The organism is Achromobacter agilis (genome assembly GCF_900496965.1).
In the GTDB taxonomy this organism is placed as follows: domain Bacteria; phylum Pseudomonadota; class Gammaproteobacteria; order Burkholderiales; family Burkholderiaceae_B; genus Achromobacter; species Achromobacter agilis.
The window spans coordinates 380902-398441 of sequence record NZ_UFQB01000001.1 but is presented as its reverse complement, the minus strand read 5'-3'; the positions used below and the strand labels follow the sequence as shown (position 1 = coordinate 398441).

Genomic DNA, 17540 nt, shown 5'->3' with positions numbered 1-17540 from the left:
TTCTACCGGACCGCGGCCTGATTGCAGGTTGATAGAAGAGCCGGACAACCCGATGGCGGAAACGCCGTCTTTAGATTCAAAGGAAACTTATCATGCGTCACGGTAATGGCTTGCGTAAGCTCAACCGCACCAGCAGTCACCGTCTTGCCATGTTCCGCAACATGGCCGTTTCGTTGATCACCCACGAAGCGATCAAGACCACGCTGCCGAAGGCGAAAGAATTGCGCCGCGTCATCGAACCCCTGATCACGCTGGGCAAGGAGCCCACGCTCGCGAACAAGCGTCTGGCTTTTGCCCGTCTGCGCGATCGCGATGCGGTGGTGAAGTTGTTCGCCGAAATCGGCCCGCGCTACGCGGCCCGCAACGGCGGCTACACCCGCGTGCTGAAGATGGGCTTCCGTCAAGGCGACAACGCTCCCATGGCCTTCATGGAACTGGTTGACCGTCCGGAAGTCGATGAAGCCGCTGAGGACAGCGCTGCCGAGTAAGTTTCGGCAGAGCGATAAGCGACAAGGGCGGGTCTTCGGACCCGCCCTTGTTCTATTTGCGCGCGCGTTTCTCCGCCTGGATGGGCCGCGGCGTGCGCGTGTCAGGAGGCGTGCAGCTCACCGCGCAATTGCGCGGCCGTTGTCGCCAGTTCGTCTGGCGCGGCCTGGGGCGGCATCTTGAATGTCAGGTCCTGCTGCTCGATGTACTGAGTGGAGGTGACGTCTTGCGGGTGGTGCATGGGGATGATGTGCGCATGCGCATGCGCCACGTGGATGCCCGTGAACGCGAAACCCACCCGGTCCACGCCGTACAGGCGCTTCATGTGGCGTCCCAGCTTCTGGCCCAGGTTGAGGATATGGCCCGCCAGATCGGCCGGCATGTCCTCGTAGTAGGGATAGTGCTGCTTGGGGATGATCAGCGTATGCCCTGGGCGCACGGGCTGGATGTCGAGAAAGGCCAGGAGGCGCTCGTCCTCGTGGACGATGTGCGCGGGGATCTCGTGGCGGGCGATGCGGCAGAACAGACAGTTATCGGACATGCGGGCCTCGGTGAAAACAGGTTGCATGGCGGCGCTTGCGGGTCCGCAGGATCCGGGCGATGGCCGCAATACCGATAAAATACCCTGAGTTACGTCCTATACGGGTATTCCAAGGAGGCATCATGTTGCGCGATGACGACGTTGTGCTGGTCATCAGCAATGCGCCCGACCTGCTTCTGGCCAAGCGGATCGCGCATGTCCTGGTCGAAGACGGGCTCGCCGCCTGCGTGAACCTTGGCGCGCCGGGCCTGTCCATCTACATGTGGAAAGGAGAAGTCGAAGGGGCAGAGGAAATCCCCATCCACATCAAGACCACCTATGCGCGCCACCAGGCCGTTGTGCAGGCCCTGGCGCAGATGCACCCCTACGATGTGCCCGAGATCATCGTGCTGCCGGTTATCGGCGGCGCCGCGCCCTACCTGGACTGGGTGCGCGAACAGACGGCTGTCACGCAGAACAAGAGAGACTGATGTTGCAATTTGCCGGTTTCGTCAGCGCGCCGAGGCGCCAGCCCCACGCGTTCCGCGCGTTCTTCGGGCGATGCCTCGCCCTGTTGGCCATGGCGCTGGTGTTGCTGGGCTGGCAGGCCGCCGCGCGGGCCGAGGCGGACTTCCTGGACCCCGAGAAGGCCTTCGTGTTTAGCGCGGAGATGGTGACACCGGACATGCTGGAGCTGCGTTACCGCGTCGCGCCGGCGTACTACATGTACCGCGAACGCTTCGGCATCACCATCAGCCCCATCGGCGCCGCCACGCTGGGCGAGCCCGTCTATCCCAAGGGCGAGGTCAAGTATGACCCGACCTTCGAGAAAGACATGGAGGTCTTCCACAAGGACGTGGCGATACGCGTGCCCATCGCACCGGGCGGCCAGCCGTTCACACTGACGCTGACTGGCCAGGGCTGCGCGGATGCCGGCCTGTGCTATCCGCCTATGGACAGCAGCGTGAAGCTTACCCCGGTAGCCGGCGGCTATGCGCTGGCAGGACCCGCAGGCCCGGCGGCAGGCTCGTCGAGCGCTTCCGGAAGCCTGGGTGCGCTGGTGAACGCCGGCGATACCGGGCTGGCCGACGCCCTCGGCGGGCTTGGCTGGGTGAAAACGGCGGGCGTGTTCCTGGTCCTGGGCCTGCTGTTGGCATTCACGCCTTGCGTGCTGCCCATGATTCCCATCCTTTCCTCCATCGTGGTCGGCGGTTCGGCGCAAGCGCGGCCCTCGCGCGGGCGCGGCCTGGCGCTGGCGGCCACGTACGTGCTGGGCATGTCCGTCGTGTATACCGCCCTGGGCGTGGCTGCCGGCCTGAGCGGCGCGGGGCTGGCCGCCTGGCTGCAGACCCCATGGATCCTGAGCCTCTTCGCGGCCCTGCTGGCCGTGCTGGCGCTGGCCATGTTCGGCGCATTCACCTTCCAGATGCCGTCGGGTATCCAGGCCCGGTTGTCCGAGCGCTCGTCGCGCATTCCCGGCGGCCGCTATACCGGCGCGCTGGTGATGGGCGCTTTGTCCGCGCTCATCGTCGGGCCGTGCGTGGCCGCGCCGCTGGCCGGCGCGCTGCTGTACATCTCGCAGACCGGCGACGTGGTGCTGGGCGGGTCGGCGTTGTTCGCGATGGCGTGGGGCATGGGCGTGCCGCTGCTGATCGTCGGCGCGTCCTCGGGCGCGTTGCTGCCCAAGGCCGGCCCATGGATGGACGGTGTGAAGCGCTTGTTCGGCATGCTGTTGCTGGCGACGGCGTGGTGGATGCTGATTCCCGTCGTGCCGACGTGGGTGCAGATGACGGGCTGGGCCTTCCTGGCGGTAGTTTCCGCCGTGATGCTGCGCGCGTTCGACGCCCTGCCTGAGGGCGCGGGCGCCGGGCGCATGTTCGGCAAGGGAATGGGTTTGCTGCTGGCGCTGGCGGCCGCCGCATGGCTGGTGGGAGCCGCGAGCGGCGGACGGGACGTTCTGCAGCCCCTGTCGCACCTGGCGGCGCGTTCCGATGTATCCGTCGCCGCGGCGAATGCCGGCGGAGAGGTACGCTTTACCCGCGTGCGCAACAACGCCGAACTGGATGCCGTGCTGGCGCAAAGCCGCCAGCCTGTCATGTTGGATTTCTACGCGGACTGGTGCGTGTCGTGCCGCGAGATGGAGCGGTTCACCTTCACGGATCCAGGCGTTGCGCAACGCATGGCGGGCATGGTGCTGGTGCAGGCGGATGTGACGGCAAACAACGCTGACGACCGTACATTGCTCAAGCGGTTCCGCCTGTTCGGTCCGCCTGGCATCATGTTCTTCGAACCCGGAGGCAAGGAATTGCCCGATGCCCGCGTCGTGGGCTTCCAGGATGCGAAGCGCTTCACCGAATCGCTGGACAAGGTGCTGATGCGTTGAATGGCGGCGGCCATGCCGCATCGATCCAGAATGTCATAAAGGCCGCGGCCCGGGCGTTACCGGTGCCGCGGCCTTCCTGCATCTAGCCGCGGCTCGTGGCGCGCACGTCGCGATTCTGCCAGCCGAGCTCGGCGGAGATGGCGTCCGCGCAGCGTTTGATTTCGTCGACCAGCGGACTGCTCCAGCGGGCGTCGAATACGCCGGCCGCGCCGATCGCCGTGACGACGAGGACGACGTTGCCGTTCGAATCGAACACCGGAGCGCTCAGGCCGTTGATGCCGGGGATGGGATCGCCGACGGCGCGGGCGATGCCGCGCTGGCGCACTTCCCGCAGCGTCCGCTCGAATTTCTCGGTCTTGCCCAGCGACGGCACCGCGCCTAGGCGCAGGAAGTCCTCGTGCAGCAGGCTTTCGATCTTCTTGGGCGGCAGCAGCGCCGCGAAAACCTTGCCCGTCGCCGTGTTCGTGAGGGACATCACCGTGCCCGTGCGCATGTTGACGTGGATCGGGTAGTTCGATTCGTGCAGATGCACGATGACGGGGCCGAGATTGCCCAACACCGCGATGGCGATGGTCTGTCCGGTTCGTTCCGCGAGCTCCCGCGTCATGGGCACGGCGATCTTGATGGGATCCAGCCTGTGCAGGGCCGCCAGCCCCAGCTGCAGCGCGAGCGGGCCCAGTTCGTACTCGCCGGAGTTCGGATCCTGCCTGACCAGGCCGAGGTTGCCATAGCTGACGAGATAGGCATGGGCGTTGGCGCCCGACATGCCGGCGGCCTTGGCCAGTGCGCCCAAAGGCAGCGAGGACGAGTGATCCAGCAGCGCGAGCAGGAGCTTGCCGCCCACTTCGATGGATTGGATGCCGCGCCTGCGCGGCGACGGTTTGGCGAGAGGCTGAGCGGCATTGCGCTTGCCGGAGTTGGCGTTGGCGGTCATTTTTCTTTATCGAATGAGATTGCCTATGTTAGTACTTTCGCTAATAGCGAATCATATTGACACTATCAAATCACTTATCTACAGTTCAAGCAACAAGAAAGCCATCCCGGAACCCAGCCCGGGACAAGGCAACCCAAAGGGTATGGAGACAACGTGGAAGATTCTCGTCAATACGACTGCGACTTGCTGGTCGTCGGGTCGGGCGCGTCTGGCATGGCTGCGGCAATCACTGCGGCTACGGCGGGCCTGAAGGTCCTTATCGTTGAAAAAGAGCCGCGTTTCGGCGGCTCCACGGCCCGTTCGGGTGGCTGGCTCTGGATTCCGGGCACGTCCTTGGCGAAGGTGCAGGGGATCCATGAAACGCCCGACGAAGGGCGCGCCTATCTGCGCCACGAGGCCGGCGACAGCTACAACCCCGAACGCGTCGACGCGTTTCTCGAGCATGGCCCGCGGGCCGTGGATTTCTTCACATCGAAGACCGAAGTGCAGTTCGACATGCCGCTGGTGTTTCCCGACTATCACGCGGAAGCGCCGGGGGGAAAGCAGGGCGGGCGTTCGATGGTGGCGCGTCCCTATGACGGGCGCAAGCTCGGCGCCCACGTCCGGGACCTGGCGCCGGCCCTGCCTGAACTGACGGTGTTCGGCATGATGCTGGGATCGGGCAAGGAGATCGTGCATTTCATGCGCGCGACGCGCTCGCTGGCTTCGGCCTGGTATGTGGCCAAACGCCTGTCGCGGCATTTCCTGGACGTGGCCAAGCACGGCCGCGGCATGACGCTGACCAATGGCAATGCCCTCGCGGGCCGCTTGGCGGCTTCCGCGTTCAAGCTGGGAATACCGCTATGGCTGCGCGCTCCGGCCCAGTCGCTCATCATCGAGGACGGGGCCGTACGCGGCGCAGTCGTGCAGCGTGACGGCGCCACTGTGCGCGTTCGGGCCGCCCGCGCGGTGGTGCTGGCGTCCGGCGGCTTTCCGTACGACATCGAGCGGCGCAAGCGCCTGTATCCGCACGCGCCGACGGGCACGGAGCATTATTCGCCGTCGCCCGCCGGCAACACAGGAGACGGCCTGCGCCTGGCCGAGAGCGCAGGCGCTTGCGTCAACACCGGATTGCCCAACGCGGCCGCCTGGGTGCCCGTTTCCGTGGTGACGCGCAAGGACGGAAGCCCGGGCTACATGCCCCATTTCATCGACCGCGCCAAGCCAGGCGTCATCGCGGTGACGCGCAACGGCAAGCGCTTCGCGAACGAAGGCAGTTCGTACCACGACTTCGTGCAGGAGATGGTGCGCGCATGCCAGGGGCAGGGCGAGATCTGCGCCTGGCTCATCTGCGACCACAAGACCCTGCGCAAGTACGGTCTGGGCAGCGTGGCGCCGTTTCCCCTGCCGATCAAACGCTACCTGGACACGGGCTACCTGACGCGGGCCGCATCGGTGGCGGAACTGGCGCAACAGACCGGCATCGACGCCGGCAGCCTGCGGCAGACCATCGAAGCGTTCAACCGCGAAGCCGCATTGGGGCGCGATCCGGAATTTGGCAAAGGCAGCAAGGCCTACAACCGGTACCAGGGCGATGCCCTGCACGGCCCGAATCCCTGCGTGGCTCCGATCGTCAAGGGGCCGTACTACGCGATCAAGATGATGATCGGCGATATCGGCACTTTCGCGGGCCTGAAGGTGGATGGCGAAGGCCGGGCCTTGAGCGGGCAGGGGGAAGTCATCCCCGGCCTGTACGCCGTGGGCAACGACGCCTGCAGCATCATGGGGGGCAACTATCCCGGCGCCGGCATTACCCTGGGGCCGGCGCTGACGTTCGGCTACATCGCCGGCCAGAGCATTGCCGCCGGCGCGGCGGCGCAGGGGGTGGCATGAGCGGGGCGGCGGCCGGATTGCTGCAGGGCAAGCTGGCGCTGGTTACCGGCGCGGGGCAGGGCAACGGGCGCGCGATTGCGCTAGGCCTGGCCGCGGCGGGGGCCCGCGTGGTGGCCACCGACGTGCATGCCGGCAATGCCGGGCAGACGGCCGGCGACATCATCGCGGCGGGCGGCCAGGCATGCGCCCATGCGCTGGACGTGACCGATCCTCAGGCCTGCGCGGCCATCGCCGCGTCAGTCCGGCAGGAACAGGGGGCCATCGACGTGCTCGTCAACAACGCCGGCATTCTGATCCGCGAGGGCATCGACAGCCCGCGCGCCGCCGAGAACTGGCGCCGGGTACTGGACGTGAATCTGAATGGCGGCTTCAACATGATCCACGCGTTCCTGGACGCATTGCGCGCCACGCGCGGCGTCGTTATCAACGTGGGCTCCATCGCATCGTTCGCGGGCGTGGGGTCGACGCTGGGCTACTCGCCGTCCAAGGGCGGCGTGAAGATGATGACGCAGGCGATGGCGCGCGATCTCGCGCCCGACGGCATACGGGTCAATGCGATCGCGCCGGGCGTCATCGAAACGCCGATGACGCAGTACACGCGGGACGATCCCGCGCGCTTGGCGGGTTTCATGCAGCGCATTCCGCTTGGAAGGGTGGGCCAGCCGGAAGACCTGGCCGGGCCCGTCGTATTCCTGGCTTCGCCCATGGCGGCATACGTAACGGGCGTGTCCCTGCCGGTGGACGGCGGCTACCTGGCGGTATAGCGGCGCCGCGCGGACGGCGCCGGTCCAATCATCGACTTACAGCACATCTGAAAAACACAGGAGACAGCGATGAAAGCAACGGGGATTTTCTCTACCTTGTCCAAGGCCGCCATGCTATGCGCGCTGGCCATCGGCGCGCAGGCCCAGGCCCAGGACATCAAGATCGGCTTCAACGGCGACCTGTCGGCTTCGCCTTCGGCGCAAAGCGGGCAGGCGGCGGTGCTGGGACTGCGCACCGCCATCGACGACATCAACGCGGCCGGCGGCCTGTTGGGCCGTAAGCTGGTGCTGGTGGTGCGCGATGACCTGTCGCAGCCGCCCAAGTCGATCCAGAACATGAGCGACCTGATCGACAACGAGAAGGTCGTGGCGATCGTGGGGCCGACCAACTCGGGCAACGCGCTGGCCTGGAAGCACATTCCGAACCAGAAGAAGATTCCGGTGATGGGGGCGATCGGTTCGGGCACCGACATCACCAAGCCCGTGCGCGCGGGCGCCGACAACTACATGTTTCGAGTTGGCATGGTCGATCGCGAGCAGGTGGACGGCGTGATCGGCTACCTGAAGAAGAATCCCAAGGTCAAGAACGTGGGCTTCCTGATCGAGACCACCGGCTATGGCCAGAGCGCGCTCAAGGATCTGGAGGCCGTCGGGGCGGCGCAAGGCGTCAAGGCGGTCGCGGTGGAGAAGTTCGGCGTGGCCGACACCGATATGACCTCGCAGCTGAACAAGCTGAAGGCCGCGGGCGTGGACACGGTGGTGATCTGGGCGCAGAGCACGCCGATCGCGCATGTGTTCCGCAGCATGGAGAAGATCAACTGGTTCCCCTTGACGCTGACTTCCTGGGCGGCGGACAACATCGCGTTCTACGACACAGCGGGCAAGACGCTGTCGGAGAAGCCCTTCTTCCTGCGCACCATCACCGACAACCGCACGCCCGCGCAGCAGAAGCTGTATGACCGCGTGTCGGCCAAGATGACTTCGCCCACCGCCTTCGGCTTCCTGGCGCACGCCTACGACGGCATGAACCTGCTGGGCATGGCGATCAAGCAGGCCAATTCCACCGATGGGGATAAGGTGCGCCTGGCGCTGGAGAACCTGCAGGGCACCTACGAAGGCGCCATGAAGACCTACAACAAGCCGTTCTCGGCCACCGTCCATGACGCGTTGCTGGTGGGCGACTACAAGTGGGCGCACTGGCAGGACGGCAAGCTGGTTCCCTATGCGGACGACGTGACCGCCGCCGCTTCCAAGTAAGCGCGGGCGGGCGACAGGAATAAGGGGCCATCATGTTGGCGACATTGTTGCAGGCGCTCGTCAGCGGGCTGGCCGTGGGGGGCGCGTATGCGCTGGTGGCGCTGGGCTTCAGCATCACCTTCACCACCACCCGGACGCTGAACTTCGGGCATGGAGAGTTCGTGTCCGTGGGCGCGTTCGTCGGCGTGGGAGCGCTGTTCCTGTTCGCCGGAAAGCCGATCACGACGGCGGCCTTCACGGACCTGGCGCTGAGCGGCTGGCAGTACCTGCTGGCCGGACTGGCTGCCGTGCTGACGATGGGCCTGCTGGGCGTGCTGCTGTACGTGTTCGGCGTGAAGCCGTTCGCTTCGCGTCCGGGGATGGCGTGGGTGATGAGCACGCTTGGTTTCGGCATCCTGCTGCAGAGCGCCGCCTTCGCGGTCTGGGGGCCGGCGCCCGTTACCGTGCCTGCGCCTTTCGGCGATGAGGTCATCCGGGTGTTCGGCGCGGGCGTGCGCAGCCAGGAGCTGTTGCTGCTGGCGGTGGCGGTCGCCATCATGGTGCTGTTCGACCGCGTCATGAACCGCACGGTACTGGGCAAGGCGATGCGGGCCGTGGCGGCGAATCCGGGCGTGGCCAACCTGATGGGCATCAACGTGAACGCGGTGATGACCGGGGCGTTCTTCGCGAGTTCGGCGCTGGCCGGACTGGCGGGATTCCTGGTCGCGCCGATCACGTCGGCCTCGATTTTCATGGGCCTGGCTATCGGGCTCAAAGGCTTCTCCGGGGCCATGATCGGCGGCCTGTCGAACCCGCGCGGCTGCGTGCTGGGCGGCTTCGTGCTGGGGATCCTGGAATCGTACGTGAACCTGTGGCAGTCGCAGTGGCGTGAAGTTGCGGTTTTCGGGCTGGTGATCCTGGTGCTGGCGATCAAGCCTACCGGCCTGTTCGGCAAGCGACTGGTGGAGAAGGTATGAAGCGGCACGGACAATCCCTGATTACCGTGGCGTTGGCGGCGGCGCTCGCGGCGTTCGCGGCGCTGGTGGACAACGATTACTACTTGCGCATTGTCTTCATGGCTTGCGTGTACTACCTGTGCGCGGCGGGCGTGAACGTGCTGGTGGGTTACGCCGGCCAGAAGTCGTTGGGCCAGGCGGGCCTGTTTGCGGCGGGTGCCTATACGGCGGCCCTGCTGACCTCGCGCTGGCAGATCGATCCGTGGCTGGCGCTGGCGGCTGCCCCGGTGGTGGCCGGCGTATTTGGCGTGCTGATCGCATTGCCGTCGCTGCGCGTGAAGGGGCCCTACCTGGCCATGGTGACGCTGGCATTCGGCATCGTCGTGGAGAAGATCGTCACCGAATGGGTGGATCTTTTCGGCGGGCCGTCCGGACTGTTCGGCATCATGCCGCTGACGTGGGGCGGGAACGCCTTCACCAACCAACAGTGGGTCTGGTTTGCGCTCGTGCTTTGCGTCGTGACGCAGCTGCTGTTGCGCAACGTGCTGGACGGCCGCTTCGGCCGCGCGCTGCTTTCCGTTCAGGCCGACGAGATCGCCTCGTCCTCGGTGGGGGTGCGGGTATACCGCGCCAAGGTCATCGCGTTTGTCGTGGCGGCCGTGACCTGCGGAATCGCCGGCGCGCTGGTGGCGCAGCAGAACCAGTACATCAATTCGGATTTCATCACGTTCAACCTGTCCATTTTCATCCTGCTGCTGGTGCTGTTCGGCGGCGCGGGATCGAAGGCGGGGCCTGCCGTCGGCGCCATTGCGCTGACCATCATCGATGCGCTGCTGGCGCGTTGGCCGTCGGTGCAGCATTTCTTTTATGGCGCGCTGCTGCTATTCGCGCTGTACTTCATGCCGGGTGGCGTGATGGGACTGTTTTCGCCGCGCGCGCGACGGGCCGCGGATGCGCAGCCGCAGGAAAGCGGCGAGCCTGCGCCGCCGGCCGCGCAACGGCCGCCCGTTGCGGCCCAGGAAGACTTGCTGCTGGTGGTCGAGAATCTGTGCAAGGCGTATGGCGGGGTGAAGCCCGCGCAGGATATTTCCTTTTGCCTGCGGCGCGGTCACGTGCATGCGCTGATCGGCCCCAATGGCGCCGGCAAGAGCACGCTCATCAACATGCTTAGCGGCGTGGTCATTCCGGATGCCGGCGTGATCCGCTTCCGGGGCACGGATATCGCGGGCGAGCGTTCGCACGCCATCTGCGCGCTCGGCATCGGCCGCAGCTTCCAGAACCTGCGCCTGTTCGGCGATCTGTCGGTGCTGGACAACGTGCTGCTGGGCCGCCACAGCCGCATGAAGAACGGATTCTGGGCATCGCTCCTGGGGTTGCCGGGGGCGCGCGCCGAAGAGCGGCGCGCGCGCGAAGACGCGTACCGGCTGGTGCGGTTGGTGGGCCTGGCCCATCTGGCCGGCACGCCCGCGGGCAGCCTGCCCTATGGCCTGCAGCGGCGCGTCGAACTGGCGCGCGCGTTGGCGACGGAGCCGACGCTGCTGCTGCTGGACGAGCCGGCGGCGGGCCTGAACCCCCAGGAAACGGCGGAACTGGGCGAACTGCTTCTGCGGGTCGGCACGTCCTGCGGCATCACGCTGCTGATGGTCGAGCATCACATGGATCTGGTGATGGCGATTTCGGATCACGTGATCGTGCTGGACTACGGCATCAAGATCGCCGAAGGCAAGCCGGCGCAGGTACAGGCGGACAAGCGGGTGATCGAAGCCTACCTCGGGACCGGTATGGCCTGACGCCAGGCCACATGACGCATGAACAGGCCGTAAGACGATGCTGAAACTAGAATCCGTGCAGATTTCGTATGGCGCCATCCAGGCGGTGCGCGATGTATCGCTGGAGATCCGCGGCGGCGAGATCGTGACTATCATCGGCGCCAACGGCGCCGGCAAGAGCACCTTGCTCAAAGGCGTGGCGGGGCTGGAGCCCGTGCAGGGCGGCCGCGTCACGTTCGACGGGCGCGACATCACGCAGGTGCCGGCGCACCAGCGTGTCGGCCTGGGGCTGGCGCTGTCGCCGGAAGGGCGGGGCGTCTTCGCGGACCAGACGGTCTACGACAACCTGGTGCTCGGGGCCTATTTGCGGCGCCGGGATCCGGCCGCGGTGGCCGAGGGCGTGGAACGCGGATACCGGCTTTTTCCGCGCCTGCGCGAACGCCGGGACCAACTGGCCGGCACCCTGTCCGGCGGAGAGCAGCAGATGCTGGCGATGGCGCGCGCCTTGATGAGCGAACCCCGGCTGCTGTGCCTGGACGAGCCATCCCTGGGGCTGGCGCCGCTGATCGTGCAGGACATCTTTACCGCGATCTGCAAGCTGCGCGACGATGGCCTGACCATCGTGCTGGTGGAGCAGATGGCCAACCAGGCGCTGGGCGTGGCCGACCGGGCCTATGTGCTCGAGACGGGGCGCATTACGCTGAGCGGATCCGGCGCGGAACTGTTGCGCGATCCCAGCGTGCGCGCCGCCTACCTCGGCGCGCATTGAGTCCGCGCGCGAGGCGCGATACCATGTCCGCTGCGCCGCGTGGGCGGCGCGTCCAACCCCCTCAGGCCGGCGCCCGTGACGTCCCCAACAGTTGATGCAAGCCAGGACCGCACAGGTCTTATCTATCTTCAATTGATGTTCGTCATGGCCACCTGGGGCCTGAACATCGTCTCGGTCAAGTACCTGACGGTGCACATGGACATCCAGGCGCTGGCCGCCGTGCGGATCGTCATCGCGTTCGTTACCGTCACACTCATCATCAAGGCCCGCCGCGGCCGCATTCCCAAGCTTGGGCGCCAGGAGCTGGGCTGGGTTGCGCTGGCGGGCTTCCTGGTGGTGTACGCGCACCAGGTGGCGCTGGTATCGGGTCTGAGGTTTTCCTCGGCCGCCAACGGCACGCTCATCATGGCCACGAGCCCCTTGCTGTCCGCATTGCTCGCCGCCCTGTTCTACCGTGAAAAGCTGACGCTGGTGCGCATTTCAGGCGCGCTGCTGGGGCTGCTCGGGGTCGGGATGGTGGTGGCCGGCAGCGGCGCGCAATTCGGCCTGACGGGCTGGGGCGACGCGATCGTGTTCCTGGCAGTATTGGTGTTCGTCTGCGGCGGGCTGGTCATCCAGCGGATGTCCCGCATGATGGATCCGCTAGGCATGCTCTGGTACATGTATCTGGCGGGCGGCTTGATGCTGGTCGTGCACGCGGCGCTGACGCCGTCGTCCTACCAGGCCGGCACTTGGCAGATGGCCTGGTGGCCATGGTTGGTGCTGCTGTTCTCGGCGGTGATCGCCTCGGGGGTCAGCAACATCCTGTGGAATGCCGGCATCGCCAGGTTGGGCATCAGCCGCGCGGCCCTGTTCGTGAACTGGCTGCCCATCTTCGGGCTGCTGTTCGCGGCTTCGTTCCTGGATGAGCACGTTACGCCCACGCACGTGGCGGGCCTGGCCTGCGTGCTGGGCGGTACCTGGCTGGGCTTGCGCCGGACCGCGCCGGCGGCGCGCAGGGAGGCGGCCGCGAAGGGCTGACGCCGGCGCGTGCCGCGGGCGGCGCCCCGAGGGCGGCCCGCCGCGCGCCGTGGGATCAGCGCTGGCTCTTCAGCAGCTTCGCGGCTTCGACCGCGAAGTACGTCAGGATACCGTCGGCGCCGGCCCGCTTGAACGCCAGCAGGGCTTCCATCATCACCTTGTCGTGATCCAGCCAGCCGTTGGCGGCGGCGGCCTTGATCATCGCGTATTCACCGCTGACCTGGTAGGCGAACGTGGGCACCCGGAAGGTGTCCTTGACGCGGCGCAGCACGTCCAGGTAGGGCATGCCAGGCTTGACCATGACCATGTCGGCGCCTTCCTGCAGGTCGGCGGCGACTTCGCGCAGCGCCTCGTCCAGGTTGCCCGGATCCATCTGGTAGGCCATCTTGTTGGACTTGCCCAGGTTGGTCGCGGAGCCCACGGCGTCGCGGAACGGGCCGTAGAACGCGCTGGCGTACTTGGCCGAGTAGGCCATGATCTGCGTGTGGATGTGGCCGTTGGCCTCCAGCGCGCGGCGCACGGCGCCGATGCGGCCGTCCATCATGTCGCTGGGAGCAACCATGTCGACGCCGGCCTCGGCCTGCGTGAGGGCTTGCTTGACCAGGATCTCGACCGTGGGCTCGTTCATGACGTAGCCGTTCTCGTCGATCACGCCATCCTGGCCGTGGCTGGTGTACGGGTCCAGCGCCACGTCGCACAGCACGCCGAGCTCGGGAAAGCGCTTTTTCAGTTCACGGACGACACGGGGAATCAGGCCCTCGGGGTTGGTCGCCTCGATGCCGTCGGGCGTCTTGAGCGCGGGATCGATGGCGGGGAAGAGCGCCAGCACGGGGATGCCGAGTTCCACGCACTCTTCGGCCACCGGCAGCAGCGTGTCCAGCGAATAACGCACCACCCCGGGCAGCGACGGCACCGCCTGCTGCAGGCCGGAGCCTTCCGCCACGAACACGGGATAGATCAGATCGTTGACCGTCAGGGCGTTCTCGCGGACGAGACGGCGCGTGAAGTCGTCGCGGCGCAGGCGGCGGGGGCGGGATACCGGGAATTCAGGGGAGATGATCTGCGGGTTCATGGTACGACCTTGGGAGAAATCCAGTTTTCAATGTGCGCGCCGGCCTCTTCCAGCCCGATGCGTTCGGGCGCCGAGAAGGGAACGGTGTGCAGGGCGCCGATATCGGCCAGGTCCTTGCGCACGGAGAAGACGGTGCGCATGCGCTGGCCGTAGGGCAGCTTGTCGGCCTTGGTCAGCAGCGCCAGCACCGGGCGCCCGGTGGGGGCGATGAAATTGGCGAGGCGGCGGTCAAGTTCGGTGACGCCGCGGCGGATATCGATGAGCAGCACGATGCCGGCCAGCGATTCGCGGTCGCGCAGATAGCCGCCCAGGATGTCGGCCCATTTTTCTTTCTCATCGCGAGCCACGGATGCGTAACCGTAGCCGGGCAGGTCGACGAGAAAGCCGATGTGGCCTTCCGGATCCAGGGGGTCGGGCAGGCCGAACATATTGATCAACCGCGTGCGGCCTGGCGTCTTGCTGGAAAACGCAAGACGGCGCTGGTTGCACAGCACGTTGATGGCCGTGGATTTACCGGCGTTCGAGCGGCCGACAAAGCAGACCTCGGGGGCGCCGGCGGCCGGCAACTGGTCGAGGCGAGCCGCGGAAGTGAAGAAGGAGGCGCGATGTAGGAGGGACACGGATGGCTTTGGATACGGTTGGTTTCGAGCCCTATTGTATAATCCGGCGTTTGCAACAGTGGTCCCCGTGCGCGGAGCCGTCTTTTTTGCTTACTCGCCAGCTTGCTGAAGTCTGATTGGGCAAGTTTGCAGCAACATCGCAGGCAGGATAGGCAAAACAGGTTCGATACGGCATTCCAGGGTGTGCGGGCAGGCGTGGGCGCCTTTTTGCGCCTTGATCGATGCGATCGTCGAGGTCTTCATGAAGCGTGTGCTGTCCCGGATGTTGGTTGCGAGCGGGCTGTTGCTCGGCGCCTCCGCCTTATCTACTACGAGTTTCGCCGCCGAAGGCGCTGCGGGCCCGGTAAAACCAGATGCCGCCAAGGGTGGGCAGCTGTTTGACCAAGGCGACGCGGCCAGAGGCATCATCGCCTGTGCGTCCTGTCATGGCGCGGCGGGCAATAGCACCATCCCGGTGAATCCCAACCTGGCCGCGCAGCCGCACGAATACCTGGCCAAGCAGCTAGCGGACTTCCAGGTGAAGCCGGGCGCCAAGGTGCCGGTGCGCAATGGCCCCGAGGGCAATCCGACCCCGATGACGGCCATGGCGCAGAACCTGACGTCGGCCGACATGCAGAACATTGCGCTGTACCTGGCGCAGCAGCCCCTCAAGGAACCGGCCACGGCTGGCCATGAGAAGCTGGTTGATCTGGGTCAAAAAATCTGGCGCGGCGGGTTGCCCGAACGCAATGTCCCGGCTTGCGCGGCGTGCCACTCTGCCAATGGCGCGGGCATGCCCGCCCAGTACCCCCGCCTGTCGGGCCAGTTCCCGATGTATATCGAAGAGCAGCTGAAGCTGTTCCGCAGCGGCGACCGCAAGAACGACATCATGTTCGCGATTGCCGACCGCATGTCGGATGCCGATATCAAGGCGGTGTCGGACTACGCGGCCGGCTTGCGGTAGGCGCTTGCCCGCAACGTGCGCGGCCGGTCCGCGTTCTGCAACTGAGCATAGCGGAACCTCGTTCCGCCATGCGCTGTCTATGAGGGGGGTAGCCGATAGCGCGGCCCCCCTTTTTTCATGAATTCGACTCGAACCCACTCCCGACCTTCCCTGCGTACCCTGCCTGGCGATTTCTTCGAATTGCTGGGTTCGATGCGTTTCGCCGTCAGCCTGCTGATGTTCATCTGCGTGGCGAGCCTGGTGGGGACGGTGCTGCAGCAGAACCGCTCGTCCAGCAACTACATCGACCAGTTCGGCCCGTTCTGGTTCGAAGTGTTCGACAAGTTCTCGATTTGGCACGTCTACAACAGCTGGTGGTTCCTGCTGATCATGGGGTTCCTGGTCGTGTCGACCTCGGTCTGCCTGATCCGCAACGCGCCCAAGATGCTGCGTGACGCGCGCTCGTTCCGCGAGCACGTCCGCGCCGGCAGCCTGCGCGCCTTCCCGCACCGCGTGGAAACCGAAGCGCCCACCGATGTACCGCAGACCGTGGCGGGCTTGAAGGCCCTGCTGGGCCGGCTGGGCTACGCCGTGCGCGAACGCCAAGACCAGGACGGCGTGCTGCTGGCAGCCAAGAAGGGCAGCGCGAACCGGCTAGGCTACGTGTTCGCCCACGCGGCCATGGTGATCATCTGCATCGGCGGGCTGCTGGATAGCGAGCTGCCGGTGCGCCTGCAGGTCATGTTCGGGGGCAAGAAGCCCATCGTCGAGAACATGCTGATCTCCGAGGTGCCGGATAGCGGGCGCCTGTCGGTCGACAACCCGAGCTTCCGCGCCAGCGTGCTGGTGCCCGAGGGCGGGCAGGCCAGCACGGCGGTCGTGATGGTGGGCGACGGCGCTCTGGTGCAGCCGATGCCATTTACGCTGCGGCTCAAGAAGTTCGTGGTCGACTACTACTCCACCGGCATGCCCAGCCGCTTTGCCAGCGAAGTGGAGGTAACCGATCCCGATACCGGCAAGACCTTCGATTCCACCATCGAGGTCAACGAGCCCTTGCGCTTCAAGGGCATGACTGTCTACCAGTCCAGCTTCGACGACGGCGGCAGCACGGTGGCGTTGAAAGGCTATCCGCTAGTAGGTTCGGATGCCGTGCCCTTCACCGTTGACGGCACGGTGGGCAAGAAAACGGAAGTAACCGCTCACACAGCGTCCGGTCCGCGCGGCATGGGCATCGAGATCACCGCGTTACGGCCAATCAACGTCGAAGACCTGACCCGAGGCGATCCCAAGGGAGGGAACCAGAGTTTTGCCGACCATGTGGCGTCGGTGTCCGGCAGCGCCGCAGGCAAGAAGAACGAAAACCTGCGCAACGTGGGGCCCAGCGTTGAATACAAGCTGATCGACGATGCCGGCCAGGCCCACGAATTCCAGAACTACATGCTGCCCGTCCAGTTGGACGGCGCCAGCGTGTTCCTGGCCGGGGTGCGCAACAACGCGTCCGAGCCGTTCCGCTACCTGCGCATCCCCGCGGACGAGGACAGCTCCATCGCCGAATTCATGCGCCTGCGCGCCACGCTGTCCGATCCGGCGGCGCGCCAGGAGGCGGCCCGCCGCTTCGCGGAGCGCAACAGCCCGTCGGGGACGGATCGTCAGCCCCTGCAGACGGCCGCGGAACGCGCGCTGGACACGTTCGCGTCAGGCGGCCTGCAGGCCGTGGCGCAGTTCTTGCAGGCCAATACCCCCTCCCAAGACCTGGAACGGGCCGCCGACGTAGTGATCCGGCTGATCGGCGCCAGCATGAACGAGTTGCGGGCGATCGAGCGCGAACGGGCCGGCCTGCCGCCGGTGGCCGCCGAAGGGCCGGACGGTGAACGCGCCGCGGTCTGGTCGCGCCTGGCCGTGGCGGCGCTATCGGACCTAACGGTGTACCCGGCGCCGGTATTCCTGTCGCTGGCGGACTTCAAGCACGTGCAGGCCAGCGTTTTCCAGGTCAGCCGCACGCCTGGCAAGAACACCGTGTACCTGGGCAGCCTGCTGCTGGTCCTGGGCGTTTTCTCCATGTTCTATATTCGAGACCGTCGCATCTGGATCTGGATCAAGCCGCAAGACAGCGGCAGCAGCGTCCTGGCGGCCATGACGTCCCAGAAGCGTACACTGGACTTCAACCAGGAGTTCGAACGCTTCAAGCAGGCGCTGCTGCGCCAGAAGAGGTCTTAA

General features: G+C 66.0%; 16 protein-coding genes. 12 read left to right on the top strand and 4 right to left on the bottom strand.

Features of this window, described 5'->3' with window-relative positions:
- Window positions 1-92: 92 nt before the first annotated feature.
- A complete protein-coding gene (gene rplQ / locus AGI3411_RS01895; RefSeq protein WP_025136324.1) occupies window positions 93-488 on the top strand; it encodes a 50S ribosomal protein L17 in 396 nt (131 codons plus the stop codon).
- A gap of 101 nt (window positions 489-589) precedes the next feature.
- Here rplQ and AGI3411_RS01890 read toward each other — a convergent pair whose 3' ends face one another.
- Window positions 590-1027 carry an HIT family protein gene (locus tag AGI3411_RS01890; protein ID WP_129525738.1) on the bottom strand — a complete coding sequence of 146 codons (438 nt, stop codon included), beginning with the start codon at window positions 1025-1027 and terminating at the stop codon, window positions 590-592.
- A gap of 122 nt (window positions 1028-1149) precedes the next feature.
- Between AGI3411_RS01890 and cutA the strand changes: the two genes are divergently transcribed.
- On the top strand, window positions 1150-1497 hold the full coding sequence (gene cutA, locus AGI3411_RS01885; RefSeq protein ID WP_054457254.1) for a divalent-cation tolerance protein CutA: 348 nt from the start codon (window positions 1150-1152) through the stop codon (window positions 1495-1497).
- 89 nt (window positions 1498-1586) lie between these two features.
- Window positions 1587-3389, top strand: a complete 1803-nt coding sequence (dsbD, locus tag AGI3411_RS01880) for a protein-disulfide reductase DsbD (protein ID WP_165359041.1) — start codon at window positions 1587-1589, stop codon at window positions 3387-3389.
- 82 nt (window positions 3390-3471) lie between these two features.
- Here the strand turns inward: dsbD and AGI3411_RS01875 are convergent, their stop codons facing one another.
- Complete coding sequence (locus AGI3411_RS01875; RefSeq protein WP_129525736.1) at window positions 3472-4323, bottom strand: IclR family transcriptional regulator; 852 nt, start codon at window positions 4321-4323, stop codon at window positions 3472-3474.
- A gap of 153 nt (window positions 4324-4476) precedes the next feature.
- Between AGI3411_RS01875 and AGI3411_RS01870 the strand changes: the two genes are divergently transcribed.
- The 7 genes from AGI3411_RS01870 to AGI3411_RS01840 all read left to right on the top strand — a co-directional run bounded on the left by AGI3411_RS01870 (window position 4477) and on the right by AGI3411_RS01840 (window position 12709).
- Entirely contained in the window at window positions 4477-6195 is a 1719-nt protein-coding gene (locus AGI3411_RS01870; protein ID WP_129525735.1) for an FAD-dependent oxidoreductase, read from the top strand.
- A complete protein-coding gene (locus AGI3411_RS01865; protein ID WP_129525734.1) occupies window positions 6192-6959 on the top strand; it encodes an SDR family NAD(P)-dependent oxidoreductase in 768 nt (255 codons plus the stop codon). Before AGI3411_RS01870 ends, AGI3411_RS01865 begins: the two co-directional genes overlap by 4 nt.
- Window positions 6960-7028: 69 nt before the next feature.
- Window positions 7029-8216 carry an ABC transporter substrate-binding protein gene (locus tag AGI3411_RS01860; protein ID WP_129525733.1) on the top strand — a complete coding sequence of 396 codons (1188 nt, stop codon included), beginning with the start codon at window positions 7029-7031 and terminating at the stop codon, window positions 8214-8216.
- 32 nt (window positions 8217-8248) lie between these two features.
- Window positions 8249-9172 (top strand): branched-chain amino acid ABC transporter permease, encoded by a 924-nt coding sequence (locus AGI3411_RS01855; RefSeq protein WP_129525732.1) that lies wholly within the window; start codon window positions 8249-8251, stop codon window positions 9170-9172.
- Window positions 9169-10941 carry a branched-chain amino acid ABC transporter ATP-binding protein/permease gene (locus AGI3411_RS01850; protein ID WP_129525731.1) on the top strand — a complete coding sequence of 591 codons (1773 nt, stop codon included), beginning with the start codon at window positions 9169-9171 and terminating at the stop codon, window positions 10939-10941. The genes AGI3411_RS01855 and AGI3411_RS01850 overlap by 4 nt, the downstream gene beginning before the upstream one ends.
- 37 nt (window positions 10942-10978) lie before the next feature.
- A complete protein-coding gene (locus AGI3411_RS01845) occupies window positions 10979-11689 on the top strand; it encodes an ABC transporter ATP-binding protein (protein WP_129525730.1) in 711 nt (236 codons plus the stop codon).
- A 135-nt stretch (window positions 11690-11824) separates the two neighbouring features.
- Window positions 11825-12709 (top strand): DMT family transporter, encoded by an 885-nt coding sequence (locus AGI3411_RS01840; RefSeq protein WP_129525783.1) that lies wholly within the window; start codon window positions 11825-11827, stop codon window positions 12707-12709.
- Between the two features lie 55 nt (window positions 12710-12764).
- Here the strand turns inward: AGI3411_RS01840 and hemB are convergent, their stop codons facing one another.
- Both hemB and yihA read right to left on the bottom strand, forming a co-directional pair.
- A complete protein-coding gene (hemB, locus tag AGI3411_RS01835; protein WP_129525729.1) occupies window positions 12765-13781 on the bottom strand; it encodes a porphobilinogen synthase in 1017 nt (338 codons plus the stop codon).
- On the bottom strand, window positions 13778-14401 hold the full coding sequence (yihA, locus tag AGI3411_RS01830; RefSeq protein ID WP_129525728.1) for a ribosome biogenesis GTP-binding protein YihA/YsxC: 624 nt from the start codon (window positions 14399-14401) through the stop codon (window positions 13778-13780). The genes hemB and yihA overlap by 4 nt, the downstream gene beginning before the upstream one ends.
- A gap of 241 nt (window positions 14402-14642) precedes the next feature.
- Here yihA and AGI3411_RS01825 point away from each other — a divergent pair, with 241 nt between their 5' ends.
- Window positions 14643-15344, top strand: a complete 702-nt coding sequence (locus AGI3411_RS01825; RefSeq protein WP_129525782.1) for a c-type cytochrome — start codon at window positions 14643-14645, stop codon at window positions 15342-15344.
- Window positions 15345-15461: 117 nt separating this feature from the next.
- Window positions 15462-17540, top strand: coding sequence for a cytochrome c biogenesis protein ResB (locus AGI3411_RS01820; RefSeq protein ID WP_208748002.1), 2079 nt, complete (start codon window positions 15462-15464; stop codon window positions 17538-17540).